Below are 21906 nucleotides of genomic sequence, written 5' to 3'. Positions count from 1 at the left end.
GTCGAACCCCCGGCGGGCGGCGCGGTACCGTTCTTGAGGGCTTCATCGATCCCGTACCGGCGGGTGAACCGGTTACACATGTATGTGGGGACGCTGTCCTTCGACCTGCTCCTCGGCGACGTACGGTCGCTGAAGGAGAAGCGCTCCGTCGTCCGCCCGATCGTCGCCGAACTCCAGCGGAAGTACGCGGTGAGCGCGGCCGAGGTGGACCACATGGACCTCTACCGCAGGGCCCAGATCGGCCTGGCGGTGGTCTCCGGAGACGCGGCGCACGTGAGCGACGTGCTGGACCGGTGCGAGCGGCTGGTCGCCGGGCGCCCCGAGGTGGAACTGCTGTCGGTCAGGCGCCGCTTCCACGGCGACGACGACTGACCCAGAGAACGTAGATCAGGAAAGAACGGGAGACGGACCAGTGGCCGACAACGCGCGTGCCAAGAGGCTGGCGGACCTCATCCGAGAGGTGGTGGCCCAGAAGCTGCAGCGCGGGATCAAGGACCCGCGGCTCGGCTCACACGTCACCATCACGGACACCCGGGTGACGGGCGACCTGCGGGAGGCGACCGTCTTCTACACCGTGTACGGGGACGAGGAGGAGCGGACGGCCGCGGCCGCCGGCCTGGAGAGCGCCAAGGGCATCCTGCGCTCCGAGGTCGGCAAGGCGGCCGGCGTGAAGTTCACGCCGACGCTGACCTTCGTCGCCGACGCCCTCCCGGACACCGCCCGGACCATCGAGGACCTCCTCGACAAGGCCCGCCAGTCCGACGAGAAGGTGCGCGAGGCCTCGGCGGGCGCCACCTACGCCGGTGAGGCCGACCCGTACAAGAAGCCGGGTGAGGACGAGGACGACACCACCGCATGACCCAGAAGCACACCACGCCCGACGGCCTTGTCATCGTCGACAAGCCGTCGGGCTTCACTTCGCACGACGTGGTCGCCAAGATGCGCGGCATCGCCAGGACGCGCCGCGTCGGCCACGCCGGCACCCTCGACCCGATGGCGACGGGCGTCCTCGTCCTCGGCGTCGAGAAGGCGACCAAGCTCCTCGGGCACCTCGCGCTGACCGAGAAGGAGTACCTGGGCACGATCCGCCTGGGCCAGACGACCGTCACCGACGACGCCGAGGGCGAGATCACGGGATCGGTCGACGCATCGAAGATCACCCGGGACGCCATCGACGCCGGGATCGCCAAGCTGACCGGCGACATCATGCAGGTGCCGTCCAAGGTCAGCGCCATCAAGATCAACGGCGTGCGCTCCTACAAGCGGGCCCGGGACGGCGAGGACTTCGACATCCCGGCCCGCCGTGTGACGGTGTCGTCGTTCAGCGTGTACGACGTCCGGGAGGCCGTCGCCGAGGACGGCACCCCCGTGCTCGACCTGGTCGTGTCGGTGGTCTGCTCCTCCGGCACCTACATCCGCGCCCTCGCCCGTGACCTCGGCGCCGACCTGGGCGTCGGCGGCCACCTCACGGCGCTGCGCAGGACGCGCGTCGGGCCGTACAAGCTCGACTCGGCCCGCACTCTGGAGCAACTCCAGGAGGAGCTGACCGTGATGCCGATCGCCGAGGCGGCCGCGGCCGCGTTCCCGCGCTGGGACGTGGACGGCAGGCGGGCCCGGCTGCTCACCAACGGCGTGCGGCTCGACATGCCCGACGCGTACGCGGGCGCCGGGCCGGTGGCTGTCTTCGATCCCGAGGGCCGCTTCCTCGCGCTCGTGGAGGCACAGCGCGGCAAGGCCAAGAGCCTCGCCGTCTTCGGCTGACAGCCACTAGAGCTGTCTCGTCATGGCTTGCCCGTGGAGCGGCGGTCACGGGGTTCTGCGTTCCCGCCGCTCCACGGTCCCCCCTCGGTTCCCCCACCCCTAGGGTGTATCCAGCGATCCCGGTCCGTTCACCCGACCAGGCAGGCGCTCGGAGTGAACCAGGGGAGCGCAAGGGGGCGCGTTCGCCACGCGTGCTGTTTCCCTGATCATCCCGCCCCTACCGTCGAGGTCAGGGCACAGATGTACGGCGGTACGGCGGGGAGGCTCGACCATGGCGGTACAAGGCCGGGGGGCCGCACCGAAGAACGGCGGGCTCGACCCGCGCGACGACGTCCTCGTCCGTATCCACGACCTCGCCGGGCGTCCGCGCGGCACCGGCGTCGTCGCCGACCACCACGGCACCGTCCTCACCAGCCACGAGGCCGTCGACGGACTGGCCCGGCTGGTCCTGCGCGCCGGGGACCGCAGCTGTGTCGTGCCCGCCGACGCGGTCACCGCGCTGCCGGAGCGGAACCTGGCCCTCGTAGGCACCGAAGGGCTTGGCGTGGAGCCGCTGCCGATCACCGTGCGGGACGAGGTCGAGACCGGCGCGTACGTGCGCATCGCGGCGGGCTGCTGGCGTGAGGCGCGGGTGCTGGGAGCGGCGACGGATGTGACGTACACGGCCACGGATCGCTTCCGCCGGCTCGACGACGTACTGGAGCTGGCTATCGGCACGGCCGGGCGGGACGCGCTGCGGCTGGGCGGTGGGGCGGCCGGGGGGCCGGTCGTCGACGTTGTCACCGGTGCCGTGATCGCCGTGCTCGGGACCGCGCTGCACACCGGCCGGCGTGACTGGGGGTTCGCCGTGCCGCTGCGGCCCACCGCGAGCGGTCCGCTCGCCGACCTGCTCGCGCGCAACGCGGCGACGGTGCCCGCGTACGGGGCTGATCTCAATCTCGCCGGGGTGCTGGAACTGACGGCCATGTCGGTGGCGCAGGACGGTCCGCCGACAGCGACGGTGGGTCACGCCGGCGAGGAGGGGGTCGTCGCGCCTGTTGAACGCGCGGCGGTCGTACGGGAGTTCGCTGCGTTCGCCGAGGGGTCGGCCGCCGTTCTCGGGCTCGTCGGGCCGCCGGGCAGCGGTCGTACGACGGAACTCGCGGCGCTTGCCGCCCGGCGCGGCCGGGGTGCTGAACCGGCGCCGACGGTGTGGTTGCGGGGGGCCGATCTGAGGGAGGGGGACCGGTCGGTGGGGGACGCGGTTCGGCGGGCGCTGAGCCGGGCGGCCCGGGGTGTGGCGGCGGCTGAGGGTGACACCGGCCCCGAACGCCTGGCCGCGCTCGCGCGTGCCGCCGGTCGTCCCCTGCTTCTGCTGCTCGACAGTCCCGAAGAGATGCCCCCGGCTCTGGCCCACCGTCTCCCCGAGTGGACAGAGGGGACCGTGCGGTGGCTGGGGGAGACGGGGGCGCGGCTGGTCGTGGCGTGCCGGGCGGAGTACTGGGAGCGGGCGGGGGCGGAGTTCCCCGAGGAGTGCCTGTACCCGGGGGCGGGACAGCCCGATGGCCTGCCGCCCTGCGTCTGCCTTGGTGACCTCGACGAGGACGAGGCCCGCCGCGCCCGCGCGCGTTACGGCCTCCCCGAAGACGCCCTCGCCGCCACCGACGCCCGCCACCCCCTCACCCTCCGTCTCCTCTCCGAGGTTCTCGCCGCTGTCCCGGACGCCCGGCTCGATGGCCCGCTCGACCGGCACGACGTCCTCGCCGCCCACCTGGACCTGCTGTGCCTGCGCGTGGCCGTACGGCTCGCCGCCGAGGACGGACTGCGCGGCACCGCCGTACGACGGCTGGCGGCGAAGGTGGCCGGGCAGGTGCACGAGGCCGCCCGGCTCAGCCTCGGGCCCGGGCAGGGGGAGCTGGACCGGGAGGTGTTCGAGGCGCTGTTCCCGCCAGGCCCGGCCCCGGCCCGGCTCGGCGGCGGCACCGGCTGGGCGTCCGCCGTCCTCACCGAGGGCCTCCTCGTCCCGGCCGGCACCGGCTACCGCTTCGCCCACGAGGAACTGGCCGACTGGCTCCAGGGCACGCACCTCGACTTGGACGAGGCCCTGCGCGCCCTGGTCCACCATCGCCGGGCTCCCGGCGCCGACCAGCCGATTTCCCTCCCGCACCACCGCATCGGCCCCGTCGTGCAGGCGCTGCTCCTGCTCGCCCGGCAGCACGGCACGCACCGGCTCGCCGTCCGTCTGGAGGAGCTGGTGCACGCGCTGGACGCCGACCCGCACTCCTGGTGGGCCGCCCGGCTGCTCGGCGCGACGCTGCGCCAGGTGCCGGACGCCACGCCGTATCTCCGGGTGCTGCGGCTGCTCGCCGACGCGATCGTCGACTGGCGGTGGCGGGGGCGGCCCGTGCCGGGGGAGTTCGGGCCCGGCTTCTGGACGGAGCCGGCACTGCCCGACGCCGAGCGCTTCGACCTGCTGCGCCGCCTGGTCCTCGCCGACACCGGCCCGGCCGACGGGGGCCGCTACCTCGACGCCGCCGCCCAGCTGCTCGCCGCCGACCCCACTGCCGTACAACCGCATCTCATGCGCTGGTTCGACGACGAGCGGCCGCTCCCGGCGGCGCCGCACGCGACCGTGGCGACGGCCGCGCAGGCGCTGCTGCACACGCATCGGCACCGGGCATTGGACGACCTCACGGAGGCGCTGCTGGACAGTGGGCACCGGCGGGGCGACGAGCTGCTCGGCGTATTCGCCGAGGAGGAGCCCTCCGCCGTGTGCCGGGCCGTGGACCGGTGGGCGCACGACGAGCGGTCGGCGCGGCGGCTCGCGGCGGTGGTGCACGGGCTGCGCGCCGCGCCGCACGCCCGCAGCGAGGCCGACCGCGAGCTGCTGCGCTACGCCGCCCTCGCCCTGCTCGCCCGCCCCGCCGACGGCAGCCTGCACGGCGGGGCGCTCGCCCTCCTCGTACGCGATCCGCACACCCGGGCCCGGCACCTGCCACGGGCCGTCGAGCACTTCGCGGCCGTTGATCCACAGCTGCCCGCGAGCGCACTGGTGACCGCCTTGGCGACCCACCCGGAGCCGGTGCTCGGCGCCTTCCGGGCCCGGCTGCACCGGCCGGACGCCGGGGAGGCGCTGTTCACACTGGCCGACGCGGCGACCCCGGCGCTGGCGCGGCGGGTCGCCGGCCTCGTGCGGGACGCCGTGACGCTGCGCCCGGACCGGGCCGCGCCCGTGGCCGCGTACGTCGACCGGCGCCTCGACGCCGGGCCCACCGCCAGGACCGTACTGTTCCCGCTGGTCACCGGCCTGCTGAACGGTGGACCCGAGCAGCTGCGGATGGCGCTCGCCGCCGTCCTCGGCGCGCCCGGCGCGCCTGCCTCCCGCGCCCTGCGCCGCGAACTGTGCGACTTCCTCCTCGTCCACGAGCAGGCCCCGCCCGTGCTGGAAACCCTGCTGCGTACGGCCGCCCGGCACGGCGGGGACGAGCTGCGCGCCCTGGTCCACCGCACCGGCATGCTCCTCGTCCGCACCCCGGCCGGCGCGACCCGTTTCGACCGCACCCTCCTCGACCTCGGCCGCGAGGTCCCCGGCTTCGCCGCCCGGGTCGCACACTGGCTGAACGACGCCCCGCAGGACTGGGCCGCGGTGGTGGGACCCAGCACCCGCAGGATGATCGAGAAGGTGGTCGGCGGACGGGTTCCCGCATGACCACGGGAGTGCACGTGCGTCCGGTCACAGCCCCCATGCCGGTGCGGGCCGGACCCCCTCGGCATGGCACCCTTAGACCTGCGTAAGAGGCATACACGGACACGGGTTCGAGGAGCGGTCACAGTGCAGCGCTGGCGTGGCTTGGAGGACATCCCCGAGGACTGGGGGCGCAGCGTCGTCACCATCGGCTCCTACGACGGTGTCCACCGCGGACACCAGCTGATCATCCGGCACGCCGTGGAACGCGCCCGGGAGCTGGGTGTCCCTGCCGTCGTCGTCACCTTCGACCCGCACCCGAGCGAGGTCGTCCGCCCCGGCAGCCACCCGCCGCTGCTCGCCCCGCACCACCGCCGCGCCGAACTGATGGCGGAGCTGGGTGTGGACGCGGTGCTGATCCTGCCCTTCACGGCGGAGTTCTCGAAACTCTCGCCGGCCGATTTCGTCGTCAAGGTCCTGGTCGACAAGCTGCACGCCAAGGCGGTCGTCGAGGGCCCCAACTTCCGCTTCGGCCACCGTGCCGCGGGAAACGTGGAGTTCCTCGCCGAACAGGGCAAGGTTTACGACTTCGAGGTCGAGGTCATCGATCTGTTCGTGTCGGGCGAGGCGGGCGGCGGCGAGCCGTTCTCGTCGACGCTGACGCGGCGGCTGGTGGCCGCGGGGGATGTGGAGGGCGCCGCGGAGATCCTCGGCCGCCCGCACCGGGTCGAAGGTGTCGTCGTACGCGGGGCTCAGCGCGGCCGTGACCTGGGCTTCCCCACGGCCAACGTCGAGACCCTGCCGCACACCGCGATCCCGGCCGACGGGGTGTACGCGGGGTGGCTCGTGGTGGACGGCGAGGCCATGCCGGCCGCGATCTCCGTGGGCACCAACCCGCAGTTCGACGGGACCGAGCGCACGGTGGAGGCGTACGCCATCGACCGGGTGGGGCTGGATCTGTACGGGCTGCATGTCGCCGTCGACTTCCTGGCCTTTGTACGGGGGCAGGCGAAGTTCGAGACGCTTCAGGCTCTGCTGGAGCAGATGGCGGACGATGTGAAGCGGTGCCGGGAGCTGGTTGGGGCGGCGGAGGGGGCGGCGTAGCCTCTGTTTCTCCGATACTCCGATGCTCCGATACTTCGATATGAAGGGCGGCCGGTGCCTGTGGGGCACCGGCCGCCCTTTGTTCACGGCCGTTCGCTACTGCTGGGGTGGGCCTTCGGGCTGGCCGGGCTGGGGGTAGCCGTAGCCGTAGCCCGGGTGCTGGGGCTGTTGGGGGTGCTGGGGGTGGGGAGCCTGCTGTCCGGGCTGACCCGGCTGGCCCGGCTGTGGCGGGTAGGGCTGGCCGGGGGCGTACTGCTGGCCGGGCATGGGCTGTCCCGGCATGGGCGGCTGGCCGGGCATCGGCTGTCCCGGCATGGGCTGGCTGGGCAAGGGCTGGCCCGGCATCGGCGGGGCGGCGACCGGTGGCGGGTTGCCGTCGCTGGTCCACAGGCCGTGCATCTGCTGGTGGCGTACGAAGTCCTCGGCGACCATGGCCGCGAGGTTGAAGTACGCCTCCCGCACCTTCGGCCGCATCATGTCGAGGTCGACCTCGGCACCGGCGGCGAGATGCTCGTCGAACGGCACGACGATGACGCCCCGGCACCGCGTCTCGAAGTGCGCCACGATGTCCTCGACCTTGATCATCTTGCCGGTCTCGCGGACGCCGGAGATGACGGTGATGGAACGTGAGACCAGGTCGGCGTACCCGTGCGCGGACAGCCAGTCCAGCGTCGTACTGGCGCTGCTCGCACCGTCCACGGACGGCGTCGAGATGATGATGAGCTGGTCGGCGAGGTCGAGCACACCGCGCATGGCGCTGTAGAGCAGGCCGGTACCGGAGTCGGTGAGGATGATCGGGTACTGCTTGCCGAGCACGTCGATCGCGCGCCGGTAGTCCTCGTCGTTGAAGGTCGTCGAGACGGCCGGGTCGACGTCGTTGGCGATGATCTCCAGGCCGGAGGGGGCCTGGGAGGTGAACCGCCGGATGTCCATGTACGAGTTGAGGTACGGGATCGCCTGGACCAGGTCACGGATGGTGGCCCCGGTCTCCCGGCGGACGCGGCGGCCGAGCGTACCGGCGTCCGGGTTGGCGTCGATCGCGAGGATCTTGTCCTGGCGCTCGGTGGCGAGCGTGGAACCGAGGGCGGTGGTCGTCGTGGTCTTGCCGACGCCGCCCTTGAGGCTGATCACGGCGATGCGGTAGCAGGACAGCACCGGCGTCCGCATCAACTGCAGCTTCTGCTGACGCTCGGCCTCCTCCTTCTTGCCGCCCAACTTGAACCGGGAGCCGGCCGCGCCCGGACGTCCGCTCTTCGCCTTCTGCTTCTTGTTGTTGAGCAGCCGGTCGGAGGACAGCTCGACGGCCGCGGTGTAACCGAGCGGCGCGGCACCGGGGTTGGTGGGCTGGCGCTGGTCGTGCTGGAGGGGTTGCGGCCAGGCGGTGCCGAGACGGGGGTCTGCGGGTGGGGTGGGGGGTTGGTGGGGGTGGGGCTGGGCCTGGTGTGGGGGTTGGGGCTGAGCCTGGGGCTGGTGCGGGGGCTGGGGGAATCCCTGGGGGGCGCCGGTGGGGGACTGGGCCGGGATTTGCGGGTTTTGGGGGTTTGGGGTGTTGTGCGGGTTCTGGGCGTCGGGCTGTGGGGGGATGCCTGGGTGGGCGGCGGCCTGGTGCGGCGCCTGATGCTGCGCTGGGGGCTGGGGGAAGCCGTAGCCGCCCTGGGGGTTGGGGACGCCGGGGTGGGGGAAGCCGTAACCGCCCTGGGCGTTGGGGGTGCCGGGGTGCGGGAAGCCGTAGCCCTGCTGGGCGTTGGGGTCGGGGGTGGCCGGCTGCTGGGCGTTGGGGGTGTTGGGGGCCGGTGCCTGGGCCGGCGGGGTCCATGCGGGCTGCGGCGGCTGGGGCTGGAAGGGCGGCTGCTGCGGAGGCAGGGGCGGCTGGCCCTGCGCGGCGGTCGGCTGTGGCTGGGGCTGTGGCTGCGTGGAGGGCGCGCTCGGGTCCGGCTGCTGGGGCTGGGGCTGGGGCTGCGGCTGTGCGGGCCACTGGGCGGGGGAGGCCGGAGCCGCGGGCTGGTACGACGGCGGCAGCGGCGGCACTCCGGTCTGCGGGGCGGGCGGGGGAGTCCAGGCGGAGGGCGCGTCGGACGTTGCCGGTGCGTCGGCCTGGGGGGTGTTGTCCTGGGGAGCGTCGTCGTGTGGCGCCGCGTCGGAGGATTCCGTCTCGGCAGGGTCGGCTGCATCGGTCGACTCGGCGTCGGTGGGAGCAGCGTCTTCCGTCGCGTCGGTGACCTCTGACTCGTCGGCGCTGGCGTCGGGGTCGGCGGAGGGACGGTCGTTCTCGACGCCACCGTCCGCGGTGGCGCCCGCCTCCTCCGACTCACCCTCGGGCTGCGCGCCGGCCTTGGCCTCGGCGTCGGCTGCGGCCGCGAGGTCGGCGATCTCCCGCTTCAGAGAGGCCGCGGAGAACCGCATGGTGGCGCCGCTCTCCAGGTCCCCGTTCCCGGACTCGGCCTCCTCGGAAGCCCTGGGAGCCTCCGGTGCGGGAGCGACCGGCGGCTGAGGCTCGAACCCACTCCCCTCGGGAAGCCTCGGCACACCCCCGGACTCCCCGCTCACCGGCGCGGCCGGCGGCGGGAACGGAACCCCCGGCACGGGAGCGGGCGGAGGCGGCGTGAACGGCACGCCAGGCATCGGCACGGGCGCGGGCGGCGCAAAAGGCGCCGCCGGACCGGAGTGAGCCGACGGCCCGAAGTCCGCGGACGGGGTGGAGGGGGAGGAGGGCGCGGGCGCAGAGGGCACCGCAGAACCGGAAGCAGCCCCAGAAGGCCCAGAAGACCCAGAAGGTCCCGAAGCCCCAGACTCGGACGAACCGGCCCCCGAATCCCCCGAGTGCCCCGAATCCCCCGACCCCCCGGACGCGTTCTGCGTGTACCAGGCAGGCGGCGCATAGTCGATGGTGAACTCGCCCGTCATATCGACGGCCGCCTCCGCGTCGGGCTGGTCATCGCCGGGCGTCGCCCAGCCCCCGCGGATCCCGTCCCGATCGCTGCTCACAATTCCTCCTGGTGTGGTCGAGCACCCTCATGCCGTGCTGGGGCGACCATTGCTGTCGTTCGATTCACTGGGCTGTCCCCCCGGGTCACCCCGGAACGCGCATCACCCTGTGCCGGGTACTCGCTACGTGCCCCGCCCCAGCCTAATCAAGAAAGGGGCGGGCACGGCAGGCGCGTCTGCGCCCCGACGCACGTCCGGGCACAAAGCCGGGTGGTCGCCGTCGACCGACAGTCAAATGGGGCACGGATCCGTCGGTTGTCCCTCCCGGTCAGTCCATTCGGCGGGCCACGCCCAGCAGACCGATCTCGGCGTCCGTGGGCTGTGTGACCACGTACTGGCGATCGCCGTCAGTGCACCAAAGGGTGATGCCGTCGCCGAGCGTGGGCAGCGGTTCGTACTCGGCGCGGGGCAGGCCGATCACCCGACCGACCTCCGCCGCCTCGTCCGGCGACACCCGCTGCACTCCGATCAGCCGCGCCTGACGCATCAACCGGGGTGCCACCGGGCTGAGATAGGGCAGCAGCGTCAGCACCGACTGCCAGGGCGCCGACACCACGCGTCCGCGAGGCGGGCGCATGCCGCAGTCCCGGATCACCAGGACCGGGCTGCCCGCCGAGGCGCCGAGCGGAGGAACCCGGCCCACTTCGTGCACGGTCATCCCGGACTGGCCGCCGCCCACCGCCTGCACCACCTGCGCCCAGTGCTGGGCGCGGCCGGTCTCGACGGCGACCCTCGCGCCCGTCGCCGTGGCGCGCAGCGCGAGCACCTGGGCCGTCCACAGACCACCGATCAGCAGCACGTCGTACGGCGTAGGACGATTCACCCCGAGCACGGCGGGCTGGCCCTCGGCGGTGACGCCGACGACCACGCCGTCGTCCCCGATGGGAAGCGACAGCGCGTCGAACTGGTCGACCGGCAGGGTGTGCCGCGGGTGCCGGGGACCGAGCAGTCCGAAACCGGTGCGCAGCCGCTGCGCGAGGCCGCCACCCTCGGAGCGTGTCAGGGACGACGCGGCCGATGTCAAGGTCGATGTCGCTGTCGTCACGGCGGCCATCAGCGGGCACCTCCGAGCGGCAGGGTGGCGAGGACCCCGGGCAGTTGTTCGCGGTCCAGACGGGCCAGTCCGGTCCGTGTCTGCCGCGCGACGCGTTCCAGCTCCTGCCGCGAGGCGGCCAGTTCGGTGCTGCTGCGCCCGGTGATCCGCACGTGCCCGGTGAGGGCGACGTCCTGCTGCCCACCCCTGGCCAGCGTGAGGCTGAGCGTCGTCGCCAGTGCGGGCACGGAGGTCAACTGCGCCACCAACTGCGGCAGACCGGTGCCGGAGCCGCCGAGCGCGGGCCAGCGGCGCACCCAGTACGTGGTGTGTCTGCGGTTGTCGCAGCGCCAGCTGCGACTGGTCTCCTCGGTCCGCCGCCGGGGCGCGTCACTCTGCGCGGCCTGGGCGGTGACCATGGGGTTGGCGCAGGCGGAGGTCGCGATGGCGGCGGTCACCTCGTCCTCGGTGAGCACGCTCACCCGGAATCCGGCGCCCGTCAGCCGGCTCGCCAGATGCTCCGCCGACCGCACCAGGCACTTCTGTGCGCCGACGAGGCCGCCGCCGCGGGCGGTCACCGCCTCTGGGCACAGTTCGGGGTCCAGCTTCAGCGCGATCCACATCACGCGGACGGCGGGGGAGGCGGTCTGCGCCTGGAGCTGCTGATAGTTGGTCACCACGACCGATTGCTGGGGCAGGTACGGGGCGGGCGCGGGCTGGGTGTGCAGCACGATCTGTGCGGATTCCAGGCGGATTCCGTCGACATCCAGCGCGTCCCGCACCAGGGCGAGGGGGAGCGGTCGGCGGCTGCGCTCGGCGCGCAGCGCCCCGAAGTCCGCCTCCACTTGGAGAACGGCTGTGAGGAAGCCGCCGTCACCGACCATGCCGACGGGCCGTTGGTCGCGGTCGTTGCCGCGGCTGTAGCTGTAGGTGCGCAGGCTCGGGTCGCACTCGACGGCGGGGGCCAGCCCGGAGTCGGTGCCCGGCGGCACCGGGGTGGCTGCGGCCTTGCGGCGGCGGGAGCGCAGGGCCTGCACGCCGGCCAGCCACTCGGGCAGCGAGCGCCCTCGGCGCCGTACGAGCGCGAGCGCCACGAGAAGCACGGCGACCACGGCGGCCGGGACCAGCGCGTACGTACCGATCAGCCAGCCGCACACCACGAGTGCCGCCGCCAGTTCGAGCAGCACCAGCCGCTGCACGGCGAACGAGCCTGCGCGCCCCGAACGTGCCCTCAGGTGCGGTGTGACAGCGCCTTCGGCGACAGCGGTGCCGAGGGACCCCGCCGGACCGGCGCTGCCCGATCGTGACCTCGATTGCGATCGTGACCCGGCCCGCGGTGCGGAAGCCATCACTCCAAACCCCCCGAATCCGTCCCGAAAACCCTTGTCCACACGCTCCTGCGAGTGCTGAGCGCCCTACCCATGACACACGCACGGTCACGCAACAGGCATAGTAGGGGCCGGGTCTGACAACCGAGGCACCAGAGGCAACCAAGGGCGGGCGACGGCACTTTCACCGTCCCCAGGGCTCCGCACGGGGAGAGAGCGGACACAGATGGCATCACGCCGCGATGAACTCAACGCCTACACCTTCGCGAAGCGCCGCACACTCGCGTCCTTCCTGCGGCCCTCGCCGTCGGGTTCGGAGGAGGGCGCGCCGAAGCCGCTGAGCGCGGTCTGGCCCGGTGTCGTCGTCGGCGTGGTGATCCTCGCGGTGTTCGGCGCCATCGGCCTCTTCAGCCCCACCGCACGCAAGGGTTGGGACAACCCGGGCGAACACGTCATCGTCGCCAGTGACTCGACGACCCGCTACGTCGTACTGAAGACGGACGGCAAGAAGCAGCTGCACCCGGTGCTCAACATGGCCTCCGCGAAGCTGCTGTTGGACCCCGGCAAGAACAGCATCATCACCGTCGACGAGAAGGTCCTCGACAGCGGCAAGCCCCCGCACGGCGCCACCATCGGTATCCCGTACGCGCCCGACCGGCTGCCCTCCGCCGGCGAGGCGGAGACCCCCAAGCGCTGGGCGGTCTGCGAGCGCCCCGGCGACGGCGGCCGGGCCATCCAGAAGGCGGCGTTCGTCCTGGCCGAGAAGGAGTGGTCGAAGACCGAGGGCCGCAACAAGCTCTCGGGGGGCGACTTGATGTACGTCATCGGCCCGGACGGCAAGACGCAGTACGTCGTCGACTCCCGCGGCTACGCCTACCCGCTCGAGGACCCCACCGACAACGAGCTCCTCAAAGCCCTCGACACCCAGGGCCGCGCCCCGCAGCGCGTCTCCCAGGACTGGCTCGACACCCTGCACAAGGGCGACCCCCTGTCGATCCCGTCGATCAAGGGCACGCCCGGCGCCGAGGCCGGTGCGTCCGACATGCTCGGGAAGTACGACAAGGTCGGCATGGTCATCAAGGCCTACGACGGCTCGCGCATGCAGTACTACGTCGTCCTCCCCGGTGAGGTCGCCCGGATTACCGAGTTCACCGCCACGCTCCTGCTCAACAGCGGTGCCCTCGTCGCCGTCGGCCAGACCGGCGAGGCGCAGCAGGTCAGCCCCGGCGCGGTGGCCGACAGCACGACCTTCCTCGGCGACAGGAAGTGGCCGACGTACAAGCCGAAGACGGTCAACAACGGCACCAGCACCACCACCGGCCGCAACGCCGTCTGCAACGTCCTGCGCTCCGTGAACGCCGAGAGCGGCGCGACGACCCTGTCCACCTGGGCGGGCACCGACTTCCCCGCGCAGCTGCCCACCGGCTCCTCCAGCGCGTACGTCACCCCCGGCTCCGGACAGCTCTACCGTCAGTTCCAGGGCCAGGAGACCAAGGCGGGCAGTGTCTTCCTGGTGACCGACACCGGCCTGCGCTACGCCCTGCAGTCCAACAGCGACAGCGCCACCGATGACAAGGGCATCGGCACCTCCGCCGAGCAGCGCAAGCAGGAACTGACCGAGGCCAAGATCGCCCAGACCAGGCTCGGCTACGAAAAGGTCGACCCGGCGCCCGTCCCCGCGGCCTGGTCGACGTTCCTGCCCACGGGCCCCCGCCTGTCGGAGGCGGCGGCGCGGCAGCCGCAGGGTTCGTAGCGGAAAGGCCTTGGTGGAACTCATGCTGAAGGCACGAGAGATGAGGCCCAAGGGCCGTACGGTCGTGGCGACCCTGCTCGCCACGACAGTCCTCACGGTGACGACGCAACTCGCCCTGCCGGCCCCCGAAGCGCGGGCGGACGACAGCGGCCAGTGCACCTTCCCCTCGAAGCCGTACGAGGGCCGCCCCTGGGCGCTGCAACGCGTCAACCTCGATGAGCTCTGGGCCCAGTCGAAGGGCGCGGGCGTCCAGGTGGCCGTCATCGACACGGGCGTCGACGCCAAGAACCCCCAGCTCACCAAGGCCGTCGACGCATCCAAGGGCCAGAACTTCCTGCCCCCGAAGAACACCAAGGGTGAGGAGATCGAACGCGGCAACGCGAGCGGCACCACGGACACCGTCGGCCACGGCACCCGCGTGGCCGGCATCATCGCCGCACGCCCCGCCGAGGGAACCGGCTTCGTGGGCCTGGCCCCTGAGGCCACGATCATCCCGATCAAGCAGAACGACGCGGAGGGCAACGGAACGGCGGACACCCTGGCGATGTCGATCCGCCACGCGGTGGACGTGGGCGCGGACGTCATCAACATCTCCCAGGACACGGCCAAGGCGATCAAACCCGACGAGAGCCTGGAGCAGGCCGTGAACTACGCCCTATCCCGGGAGATCGTCGTCGTGGCGTCGGCCGGCAACGACGGCCTCGGCGGCAATGTCAAGATCACATACCCGGCGTCGTACAAAGGTGTCCTGGCCGTGGCCTCGTCGGACCGCAACAACGAACGGGCCCCGTTCTCCCAGTCGGGCGAGTTCGTAGGTGTGGCGGCCCCGGGCGTCGACATGATCTCCACCGTCCCCGGCAACGGCCACTGCTCCGACAACGGCACCAGTTTCTCCGCCCCCTACGTCGCCGGCGTGGCCGCGCTGCTGAAGGCCAAGTACCCCAAGTGGACGGCCCAGCAGATCGTCGCCCAGATCGAACAGACGGCGGAACGCTCGATCCCCGGCCATGACCGCCTGGTCGGCTGGGGCGTCGTCGACCCGGTCAAGGCCCTGACAGACGTCGACCCTGCCAACCCGATCGAGTCCCCCCAGCCCGAGCAGAACCTCACAGGCGCGAGGGCCCCCTCGATCGCGCCTGTCCACTTCGGCGAAACACCGGACGAACGCAATATCCGCCTGGGTACGTACGTGGTGGTTGGCGGGCTGGTCCTGGCAGCGGGTCTCGGGGGGACGGCGGTGGCGGTACGGGACGCGCGGCGTCGGCGGCGGGGCCTGGGAGGCCCGGCATGCTGACAGAACTCTCCATCACGCTCTTCGTCCTGTCCGCCCTGCTGATCCTGATGGCCTGCCTGAAGGCGGACGTTATCCGGAGATGGAGGGAATCCGTCAACCCCTCCGCCCCCGAGATCCCCGACGCGGCGTTCGTGGTCGCGCGCATCACCCTGATCGGAGTGGCGGTGGCCTGCGCCGTCTCGGGCGTCCAGGGCCTGGGTGTCGAGGACGACTTGAAGTGGAGCGACGACGAGCTGAAGAGCGCAGTGAATCAGGCCACCTACGAACTCGATGGATACCTGTACCGTGTCGACGAGTCGGGCGAGCCCGTGGCCGTTACCGACGACTACGAAACGCTGATCGAGAGCGAGGTCGTCGAGAACGGCGGAGGCGACGCCCCGCAGGGTGGCGTGGCCGCCGAGCCGGCCGCCGGTAACTCTGGCACCGATGCCTACTTCAACGTCTCCGGCAACGGCACGGACGCCGAATTCTGCACGCACATCAAGCGCGTGCGCTCGAAGCAGGACGACTACACGCCGCCAGGGCTGGACGAGGGCACCTGGACCCAGTTGGCTTACCGGCTTACTGTGACGACGCGGGAGGGGGCCTGCTGATCCGTCAGGCGAATGCCGGGCCCGATTCGCCCACGGTCAGCATGACGACGCTTCTGTGCAATGCCGAGATACCGTCGAATTAGACCTCTGAGCGCAACCCGGGCTCAGCGGCCTGCCCAGCCGTATTCGCGAATCAATTGCATGCTCGAGATTCCTCGACAGCCCGTGTGTAATCAGTGATGATTTTTTTCATTGCCTCCGCGTCTCGGTGTTCTGAGCCAGAAGCCTGGACGGCCGCATAAAGAACTTGATCTTTCCTTTGGCAGTCCGTCATCTTACTGAATGCTTGGTAGCCCGAGTAGGCGTACTTCCCGTCATCTGTGCGATGCTCCGGGTTCTCCAGAGTCATACCACGAGCGAATTCAATCACGGACATGTCGTTCCACCACTCCTGAGAGGTTTGAACGATCAACTTGCCATCTACAGAGATCGCGCACTTAACTACATTTTCCGATTTCGAAGTCGTTTTGATGGACAGCTTCTTTCCTGGCGGCAGGAAATTGGCGAGTTCCTCCGCGTTGATGCGCGTTCCGCACGCCGACTGCGGAATCGCATATTCGCGTTCCGTCTGTTCCCCTGTGCATCCTGCAAGCGCGGCAAGGAAAGTAGTCGTCCCGACAACTACCCAGACGCGGCGCGACGGCGTGTGAACTTGAGAGTTCTTCATGGCGTGCTCGCTTAAGGTTGATTTATCCTGGATTGGTCGTGCTGCCGGGCGCCTGCCCGTCGAGGATGGCGCGAGCGTTGATGAAGCCCTGGCGGGCTGCTTCTCTAGACCATTTGTCTACGTCGTCGCCATTCAGTTTGTATTGCTCGGCAGTGGTGAGTGCGGCAGTGCTTACGTATTCGTTATTTGTGGAGAGAGAGGCCTGCCAGGCATCGCCCATTGCGTCGTATTTTTGCTGGAGTGCATGTCCCTCGGCATCTTTGAAGACTCGTTCCAGGACAACGCTTGTTACCGTGCCAGCAGTTCCTCCTACTGCAGCCCCGACCCAGGGTGTGGCGATGAGGGACGCGCCCACTCCGACGACGGTCCCTACGCCACCAGCGATCAAGTTCTTACGCTGGGCGATGGAGTGGTCGTATGCCTTGTCCTCGTCTGAACCTGGCTTCCCGATGGCTTCCTGTCGGGCAAGCCCTAGTGTGCCCGACACCTCGCCTGAGCGCTCCGCGAAGTACTTAACGGTGGTTTCGGTGTCTGAGTACCTTTGATCGGCTGGCAAGTCGGGGTTGAGATGGTGTTCCATCAGCTTCGCCATATATGCATTCTGGCCGACTTCTACCGCTGCGTACCCCTCGTCGTTCTGTCCCACAGCGAAGAGGAACTTAGTCACATCCGGATGAGTCAGTGCGGCGTCTACACCAGCCAAGGGATAGAGCTTTTCGATGTCTTCCCAAGACTTGGAGTCCCTTGAAACATCAGTCGTGGCCCGGTTGATATCAGGAAGATACTCGGAGGCGATTTGACCCATACTGTCCGACATGTATCCGTGGTCGGTGAGACGCCCAGGGTTGTCTGCCACAGATGACACGATGGCATTGAACAGCTTGGCTTGCTCAGCGTTGTGAGCGGGCGTGTCCAGCGTCGGCAGCTCGCCTGCGGGGTGCCCGGTAGTGGCAGCTTCCAGCGCAAGCGCCAAGTTGTTCTTCCCCGTGTCAAGCTCGTCACCCTTGGAATCAGCCTCCTCAGGCCAGTCCCGTTCCTCGAAGAGGTACTGGAAGTTGGACAGCGAGACCTTGCCCTCCTTTCCATCGCCGTCCCTGTCCCTCTCGAATGGATTGTCCGGATCATTCCTCGAGATGAACGGCTGATTGAAGAAATCGGTGGCCGCGTCAGGACTGTTGGACAGTCCCTTCAGATAGCCGGTAAGCGGGTCGGAGCCGCTGTCCTCGCCGATGCGGTTCAGCCACGGGTCCATGCCCGTGTGCTGCCACGCCAGGTTGGCGTGCTCGCCGTTGCCGGTGAGCTTGCGCTCGGTGGCCATGAGCTTGTTGCCGTAGTCCTTCAGGAACTGGTCGTCGTAGTCACCGGTCCGCATCAAGTTGCTCATGACCTGGAAGCCGATGGGGCCGCCGCTGTTGCCGTAGATCGGTTTGTCGCCGATGTCGACCATCGTGCGCTTCCACTCGGTCATCGCGACTGAGTCGCTCTGCGTGGCGTTGGCGAGCGTGGTCCCCAGGACGCGCTGGAGATCGTCGAACTGCTCGTGGCGCTGCCGCCCCAGCTCGAAATTGCCCCGGTGCGGGTCGCTGACCCCGGTCCAGAACTCCAGCGTGTTCTGCGGGCCGAGCGTCGTGGCGAACCGCTCGGCAAACAGATCGTCGTTGCCGTACGTGTTGAGGCCCTTGAGAAGTCGGTCGAACTCCTCGGGCGTGAGGTCCTTGGGGTCTTGACGCGCCAGTTTGGCCATCGCATCGGCCTGCTTGATGGCCTCGGCGGCGCTGTCCCGGTCCTTGTACGAGGCGTCCGAGAAGCCGAGCTTGCTCTGGTCGGCGATGGCCTGCAGGACCGTCTTGGCCGAATTGTCGCTCTCGGTCGCCTTGTCCAGGATCCTCTGGAGGTGGTCGCGGAGCGTGGTGATCTCAGCCTGGTTGTCCTTGTCCTGCTGCGCCCGCCCCTCCGGCGGTACATTCGTGGTGACGGTGAATCCGCCCTCGTAACCGATGACCGTCAGATTGTTCTTCCGGCCGCCCTCGATGGCATCCACGAGCTCCTGGTGATACTTCTTCAGCTCGTTCCGAGTGTCGTCCAGGATCTTGTGGATGGTCGTGGCCTGGGTGTGCGCATCGCTGAACTCGCCGGCCGTCTTACCGATGAACTCCTTGGTCACCTGAGAGTTCACACCGGCCCAGTCCGCCTTGTTCGCGGCTTGGTGCAGTTCGTCCTCGGCGTTCTTCTTCAACGTCTCAAGGTGCTTGACCAGGGTCGACCAGTCCTTGACGGCATCGTCGAGCAGCTTGAAGTTGGCGTTGCGCAGAGTGTCGAGGTCCATCGGTCCCTATCCCAAAAGAGGTGTCGAGCAGCGGCTGAGTGAGTCGGTGAGGTGGTGTTGGTCCGGGGGATGCGACGGGAATCGTCGTCGTCCATCCCGTCCGCCGCTACTCTTCCCTCTTCTCCTTCTTCTCCCCGTAGATCGGGTTCTTCTCGCCGGGCTGCCCTACGCGCTCGTCGAACCCGGCGTCAAGGGTGGCGATGCTGCTCATCTGGCGCACGATGTAGTTGTCGTCACTGGCGTGGATGTTCTTGGTGCGCTGCAAATGGTTCGTGATCTGCGCGCAGGCGTCCATCAAGGACTTGAGCTGCTGTTCCCACCGGTTCGACACATGTTGCAATCCGGCTCCGAGCGCGAAGCCCTGCTTCGACAGGTCACTGGCCGCCGAGTCGCTGGTGGGAACGGCGACACGAGCCTTGTCCCACAACTCGTTGTAGAGGGTGTGCGCGGACTTGCTGATCTTGGTGAGGGAGGCGTTCGGGACCTCCAGATCGCCGTACGTGCTCGGACCTCCGGCCATCCCCGGCGACCCGTCGCCCGGGTCGAGCTGGTTCAACTGCATCTGCGCGGACTGCCGTTCGGCAGCCTCAGACTTGAGCTGCTCCCACTCGTCCCACGCCATGGGTGGACCCCTTCCCCCGTGCTGCTCTGCTCGGCTGCCGGAGCTCGTGTCAGATGGATGCCCTGGTTCCGATGCTGTAGTTGTGGCCAACTTAGCAACCTGATAGGGGGCAGACCTGGGCCAGGCCGGCTATGGGTGGTTTGTCCGGCGTGAAGGCTTGAAGAAGAGGCGTTCGGGGTCAGCAGCGTGTGTAGCAACTGCGCAGATGGGCAAGCCCCGAGAGGCGAGCAGTTGCGATGCAGACCCATCGCACGGAGAAGCTCTGCGAGGATCGCAAAGTGGGCACTGCCAGCGGGCGGGCCGTGCCTCAGCGAAGCGGCAAATCGGTCAAACCGTGGTCCGTGCATCAGCATTGTGGCTGAGTCAGGACCTGCCGCGCTTGGGCCCGTTGTACAGGTTGACTAGAGTGGTAAAAGCGTTGTCTGACGCAGCTCGCTTTGCGATCGTACGGCGAGCGAGTGACCGGTCCCGATCTGATCGAGGCCGGTGGATGTCACGGGGAAACGGGGAGGAGCGTCGTGCTTCCGGCGGACATGGTGGGGGGCGTGTCGGCAGCCAGGGCGGCGGACCTGGAAGCCAGCGGTGAGGCGCTCGGCGAGTTCGTGTCGCGCGTGGACGCGGTGCTGCGGACGCTTGAGGAGTCGGCCGGCGATCCGGCGAAGGTGGGCGCACAAACGATCAGGGCGTCGTCCCTGAGCAACGGACGGGCTGACGTCTTTCCGGAAGCCCAGAGCCTGTACACCCAGTACAACAGCGTCCACGAGCAGCTCACCACCTTGTCCAAGACACTGCATCTGCAGATCGAGGCGATCGGTATCGCGGTCAAAGGTACGGCCAACGGCTTCGACGAGCTTGAACTCGAACAGCGTCAGCGGTTCTGGGCGATCCAATGGGAGATCGACCAGATCCAAGGCCAGAAGAGTGGCCAGTACTCCGGCGAGGGCAAGTCCGAGATGGAGCTCTGAGGATGACCGACGAACAGCACAAGGCAGACCTGGAGCGCGTCTCCAACCAGAACTCCTTCGCCGACATTGCCCGGAACGTCGAGCACTTGCCCGGCAGATCGTTCTTCACTCAGCTGGTAACCGATCCTCTGCGAGCGGCGGTCGGGTCCACCGCCCCTGGCAAGGCCGTCTTCGCCAGCACGGACTTCGCAGCGAAGGATCTCGACCTCAACGCAATGATCGATCTGGTCGAGGAGACGGACCCCGAGGACTTGGAGTCGTCCGGTCGCGCGCTATGGGAGGCGCGCTCTGCCATCAAGTCGGCCGCGGACGAGCTTCGTGGCCGTATCGACAACGTCCGTTGGGTTGGGGAGGCCGGCAATGCCTTCCGTGAGTGGGGTGCTTCCCTCGTCACGAGCACGACGGATCTGAGTGAATACGCTGGGAAGGCGGGCGACCAGCTCTCCGCTGCCGCGATGGGGCTGGCGTCGGTACGCAAAGCCATGCCGGCGCGTGACTCGATGAATCTGAAGCGCCCCGAAAGCTTCACCGACGCCGAGAAGGCTGCGAAGAAGGAAGACTACGACGCTGCCGTAAAGGTGGAGAAGGACCGCCAAGAGGCGATCAACCAGATGAATCGGTTGGCGTCGTATTACGCAGTGTCGAGTCAGCAGCTCGCGGTGTTGCAGGAGAATCCTCCGACGTTTCGACCGATGCCGAATGTCGGGGTGCCTAGGGCTCCGGGTCCGCAGGGCGTGGCTGCTGGCGGCTCCGCCGCAGCGAGTGATGCAGCGTCCGTAGGTGCGAGTCACTACGCGCCGCCCGCTGAGTCGACGGGGCAGACCGGAGGGCATGGCATTAGTGATGCTCCGACTCGTGTGACCCCGGACCAGGGGAAGGCGGTCGAGTACCCCGACGACGCTGTCGGTACCACGATTGACAGCGTCGGCACTCTGCCACCCACGACGACCACGCCGACCACGGGGCACACACCGCCCCCCACCGGAACTCCCCCCACAGTGGGCGGCCAGTCCGGCACGTTCGACAGCTACGGGCCTTCGCTCCCAGGGAAGTCCTCTGGCAGGACCACTGGTGGAACGAGCGGGTTGCGTCCCCCTGTCTCCGCCCAGGGACGCACGCAACCAGGCTTGACCAACTCCGTCACCGGGCGGACCACGGGTCCGGGTGCCACGAACCAGATGGGACGCCCCACGCCTATTGGACAGGCGATGGGCAAGGGAGGCAGCTCCAGCTCGAAGCCCTTTCCCATGGGGCAGCCGGGCGTGACCGGAGGAACCCCCCGCGCCGGTGGCACGACAGGAGCGCGGGCGAATGTGGGGCCGGCCACAGGGGCAGGCCGCGCGAACGGCGTGGTCGGAGGGCGGCCTACGACCACCGGCGGTGCCGGGGCGAAGGGTGGGCCGAGAATCCCTCGTGGCACGGTGATCGGTACTGGACCGACCGCCGATTCTCGGCCATCGACCGGCACCGGACAGCGCGGCGTCTTCGGGGCGCCGCAAGCAGGGGCCCGGCCTGGTGCGGGTACGTACTCGGCCTCCCGTGGCGGTGCCACGAGAGTGGTACAGCCTGTGACCGGCAGTCCGACCGGACGAAACTCTGCCGGTCAGTCCGAGCGGAACGGCATGACCCGCGGAGGCGCGGGCCTTGTCCGCCGGCCCGGCGGGGGAAAGCCCGACGACGAGAGAGAAACGCAGGGATCACCGCGTCCCGAGTACGTGGGCGAAGACCCCGAGACACACCGGCCCGTCAACCCCCGGCGCAACGTGCCGCCGGTCGTCAACTGAGCGCTAGCGAGGACCAACAACGTCATG

The 21906-nt window shown here is 69.5% G+C and carries 16 protein-coding genes; 10 read left to right on the top strand and 6 right to left on the bottom strand.

Annotation, left to right across the window (positions count from 1 at the left end; genetic code table 11):
* Positions 1–78 precede the first annotated feature (78 nt).
* The 5 genes from SSP24_RS20090 (at position 79) to SSP24_RS20070 (ending at position 6529) form a co-directional block, all read left to right on the top strand.
* Positions 79–372 carry a DUF503 domain-containing protein gene (locus SSP24_RS20090; protein WP_141311128.1) on the top strand — a complete coding sequence of 98 codons (294 nt, stop codon included), beginning with the start codon at positions 79–81 and terminating at the stop codon, positions 370–372.
* Positions 373–412: 40 nt separating this feature from the next.
* On the top strand, positions 413–859 hold the full coding sequence (gene rbfA, locus SSP24_RS20085; protein ID WP_141311042.1) for a 30S ribosome-binding factor RbfA: 447 nt from the start codon (positions 413–415) through the stop codon (positions 857–859).
* Positions 856–1761 carry a tRNA pseudouridine(55) synthase TruB gene (gene truB, locus SSP24_RS20080; RefSeq protein WP_141311041.1) on the top strand — a complete coding sequence of 302 codons (906 nt, stop codon included), beginning with the start codon at positions 856–858 and terminating at the stop codon, positions 1759–1761. Before rbfA ends, truB begins: the two co-directional genes overlap by 4 nt.
* A 271-nt stretch (positions 1762–2032) precedes the next feature.
* Complete coding sequence (locus tag SSP24_RS20075; RefSeq protein ID WP_141311040.1) at positions 2033–5449, top strand: trypsin-like peptidase domain-containing protein; 3417 nt, start codon at positions 2033–2035, stop codon at positions 5447–5449.
* A gap of 123 nt (positions 5450–5572) precedes the next feature.
* The gene (locus SSP24_RS20070; RefSeq protein WP_141311039.1) at positions 5573–6529 is read left to right on the top strand and encodes a bifunctional riboflavin kinase/FAD synthetase; all 957 of its coding nucleotides are present in this window, start codon (positions 5573–5575) and stop codon (positions 6527–6529) included.
* Positions 6530–6625: 96 nt separating this feature from the next.
* On the opposite strand, the gene SSP24_RS20065 is transcribed toward SSP24_RS20070, so the two are convergent.
* The 3 genes from SSP24_RS20065 to eccE all read right to left on the bottom strand — a co-directional run bounded on the left by SSP24_RS20065 (position 6626) and on the right by eccE (position 11896).
* A complete protein-coding gene (locus SSP24_RS20065) occupies positions 6626–9514 on the bottom strand; it encodes an SCO5717 family growth-regulating ATPase (protein ID WP_141311038.1) in 2889 nt (962 codons plus the stop codon).
* A 268-nt stretch (positions 9515–9782) separates the two neighbouring features.
* Positions 9783–10568, bottom strand: coding sequence for a hypothetical protein (locus SSP24_RS20060; protein WP_141311037.1), 786 nt, complete (start codon positions 10566–10568; stop codon positions 9783–9785).
* On the bottom strand, positions 10568–11896 hold the full coding sequence (gene eccE / locus SSP24_RS20055; protein WP_141311036.1) for a type VII secretion protein EccE: 1329 nt from the start codon (positions 11894–11896) through the stop codon (positions 10568–10570). The genes SSP24_RS20060 and eccE overlap by 1 nt, the downstream gene beginning before the upstream one ends.
* 205 nt (positions 11897–12101) lie before the next feature.
* On the opposite strand from eccE, the gene eccB reads away from it, so the two are divergent.
* Genes eccB through SSP24_RS20040 form a run of 3 tightly spaced genes read left to right on the top strand, consistent with a single transcriptional unit; the run spans position 12102 to position 15515 of the window.
* Positions 12102–13628, top strand: coding sequence for a type VII secretion protein EccB (gene eccB, locus SSP24_RS20050; RefSeq protein WP_141311035.1), 1527 nt, complete (start codon positions 12102–12104; stop codon positions 13626–13628).
* A 22-nt stretch (positions 13629–13650) separates the two neighbouring features.
* Positions 13651–14922, top strand: a complete 1272-nt coding sequence (gene mycP, locus SSP24_RS20045; RefSeq protein ID WP_141311034.1) for a type VII secretion-associated serine protease mycosin — start codon at positions 13651–13653, stop codon at positions 14920–14922.
* Positions 14916–15515: a hypothetical protein gene (locus tag SSP24_RS20040; protein WP_141311033.1), complete on the top strand. Its 600-nt coding sequence runs from the start codon at positions 14916–14918 to the stop codon at positions 15513–15515. Before mycP ends, SSP24_RS20040 begins: the two co-directional genes overlap by 7 nt.
* Before the next feature lie 133 nt (positions 15516–15648).
* On the opposite strand, the gene SSP24_RS20035 is transcribed toward SSP24_RS20040, so the two are convergent.
* The 3 genes from SSP24_RS20035 to SSP24_RS20025 all read right to left on the bottom strand — a co-directional run bounded on the left by SSP24_RS20035 (position 15649) and on the right by SSP24_RS20025 (position 19130).
* The gene (locus SSP24_RS20035) at positions 15649–16182 is read right to left on the bottom strand and encodes a hypothetical protein (RefSeq protein WP_229866031.1); all 534 of its coding nucleotides are present in this window, start codon (positions 16180–16182) and stop codon (positions 15649–15651) included.
* 22 nt (positions 16183–16204) lie between these two features.
* Positions 16205–18508, bottom strand: a complete 2304-nt coding sequence (locus SSP24_RS20030; RefSeq protein WP_141311032.1) for a hypothetical protein — start codon at positions 18506–18508, stop codon at positions 16205–16207.
* Between the two features lie 106 nt (positions 18509–18614).
* Positions 18615–19130 (bottom strand): hypothetical protein, encoded by a 516-nt coding sequence (locus tag SSP24_RS20025; protein ID WP_141311031.1) that lies wholly within the window; start codon positions 19128–19130, stop codon positions 18615–18617.
* A gap of 458 nt (positions 19131–19588) precedes the next feature.
* Here SSP24_RS20025 and SSP24_RS20020 point away from each other — a divergent pair, with 458 nt between their 5' ends.
* Entirely contained in the window at positions 19589–20095 is a 507-nt protein-coding gene (locus SSP24_RS20020) for a DUF2563 family protein (protein WP_308439650.1), read from the top strand.
* Positions 20096–20097: 2 nt separating this feature from the next.
* Positions 20098–21879: a WXG100 family type VII secretion target gene (locus tag SSP24_RS20015; protein WP_141311030.1), complete on the top strand. Its 1782-nt coding sequence runs from the start codon at positions 20098–20100 to the stop codon at positions 21877–21879.
* The last annotated feature ends 27 nt before the right edge of the window (positions 21880–21906 follow it).

The sequence above is a fragment of the Streptomyces spinoverrucosus genome (assembly GCF_006539505.1).
Classification (GTDB): Bacteria; Actinomycetota; Actinomycetes; order Streptomycetales; family Streptomycetaceae; genus Streptomyces; species Streptomyces spinoverrucosus.
The sequence above is the reverse complement of the archived record's forward strand: the minus strand, read 5'-3'. Positions and strand labels throughout refer to the sequence as shown.

What these genes read in the sequence shown, in the direction of transcription:
- SSP24_RS20030 (WP_141311032.1), bottom strand. Translation starts at nt 18,508, where the DNA reads ATGGACCTCGACACTCTGCGCAACGCCAACTTCAAGCTGCTCGACGAT.
- SSP24_RS20060 (WP_141311037.1), bottom strand. Translation starts at nt 10,568, where the DNA reads ATGGCCGCCGTGACGACAGCGACATCGACCTTGACATCGGCCGCGTCG.
- SSP24_RS20025 (WP_141311031.1), bottom strand. Translation starts at nt 19,130, where the DNA reads ATGGCGTGGGACGAGTGGGAGCAGCTCAAGTCTGAGGCTGCCGAACGG.
- SSP24_RS20090 (WP_141311128.1), top strand. Translation starts at nt 79, where the DNA reads ATGTATGTGGGGACGCTGTCCTTCGACCTGCTCCTCGGCGACGTACGG.
- SSP24_RS20075 (WP_141311040.1), top strand. Translation starts at nt 2,033, where the DNA reads ATGGCGGTACAAGGCCGGGGGGCCGCACCGAAGAACGGCGGGCTCGAC.
- SSP24_RS20040 (WP_141311033.1), top strand. Translation starts at nt 14,916, where the DNA reads ATGCTGACAGAACTCTCCATCACGCTCTTCGTCCTGTCCGCCCTGCTG.
- eccE (WP_141311036.1), bottom strand. Translation starts at nt 11,896, where the DNA reads ATGGCTTCCGCACCGCGGGCCGGGTCACGATCGCAATCGAGGTCACGA.
- eccB (WP_141311035.1), top strand. Translation starts at nt 12,102, where the DNA reads ATGGCATCACGCCGCGATGAACTCAACGCCTACACCTTCGCGAAGCGC.
- SSP24_RS20035 (WP_229866031.1), bottom strand. Translation starts at nt 16,182, where the DNA reads ATGAAGAACTCTCAAGTTCACACGCCGTCGCGCCGCGTCTGGGTAGTT.
- mycP (WP_141311034.1), top strand. Translation starts at nt 13,651, where the DNA reads ATGCTGAAGGCACGAGAGATGAGGCCCAAGGGCCGTACGGTCGTGGCG.
- SSP24_RS20015 (WP_141311030.1), top strand. Translation starts at nt 20,098, where the DNA reads ATGACCGACGAACAGCACAAGGCAGACCTGGAGCGCGTCTCCAACCAG.
- truB (WP_141311041.1), top strand. Translation starts at nt 856, where the DNA reads ATGACCCAGAAGCACACCACGCCCGACGGCCTTGTCATCGTCGACAAG.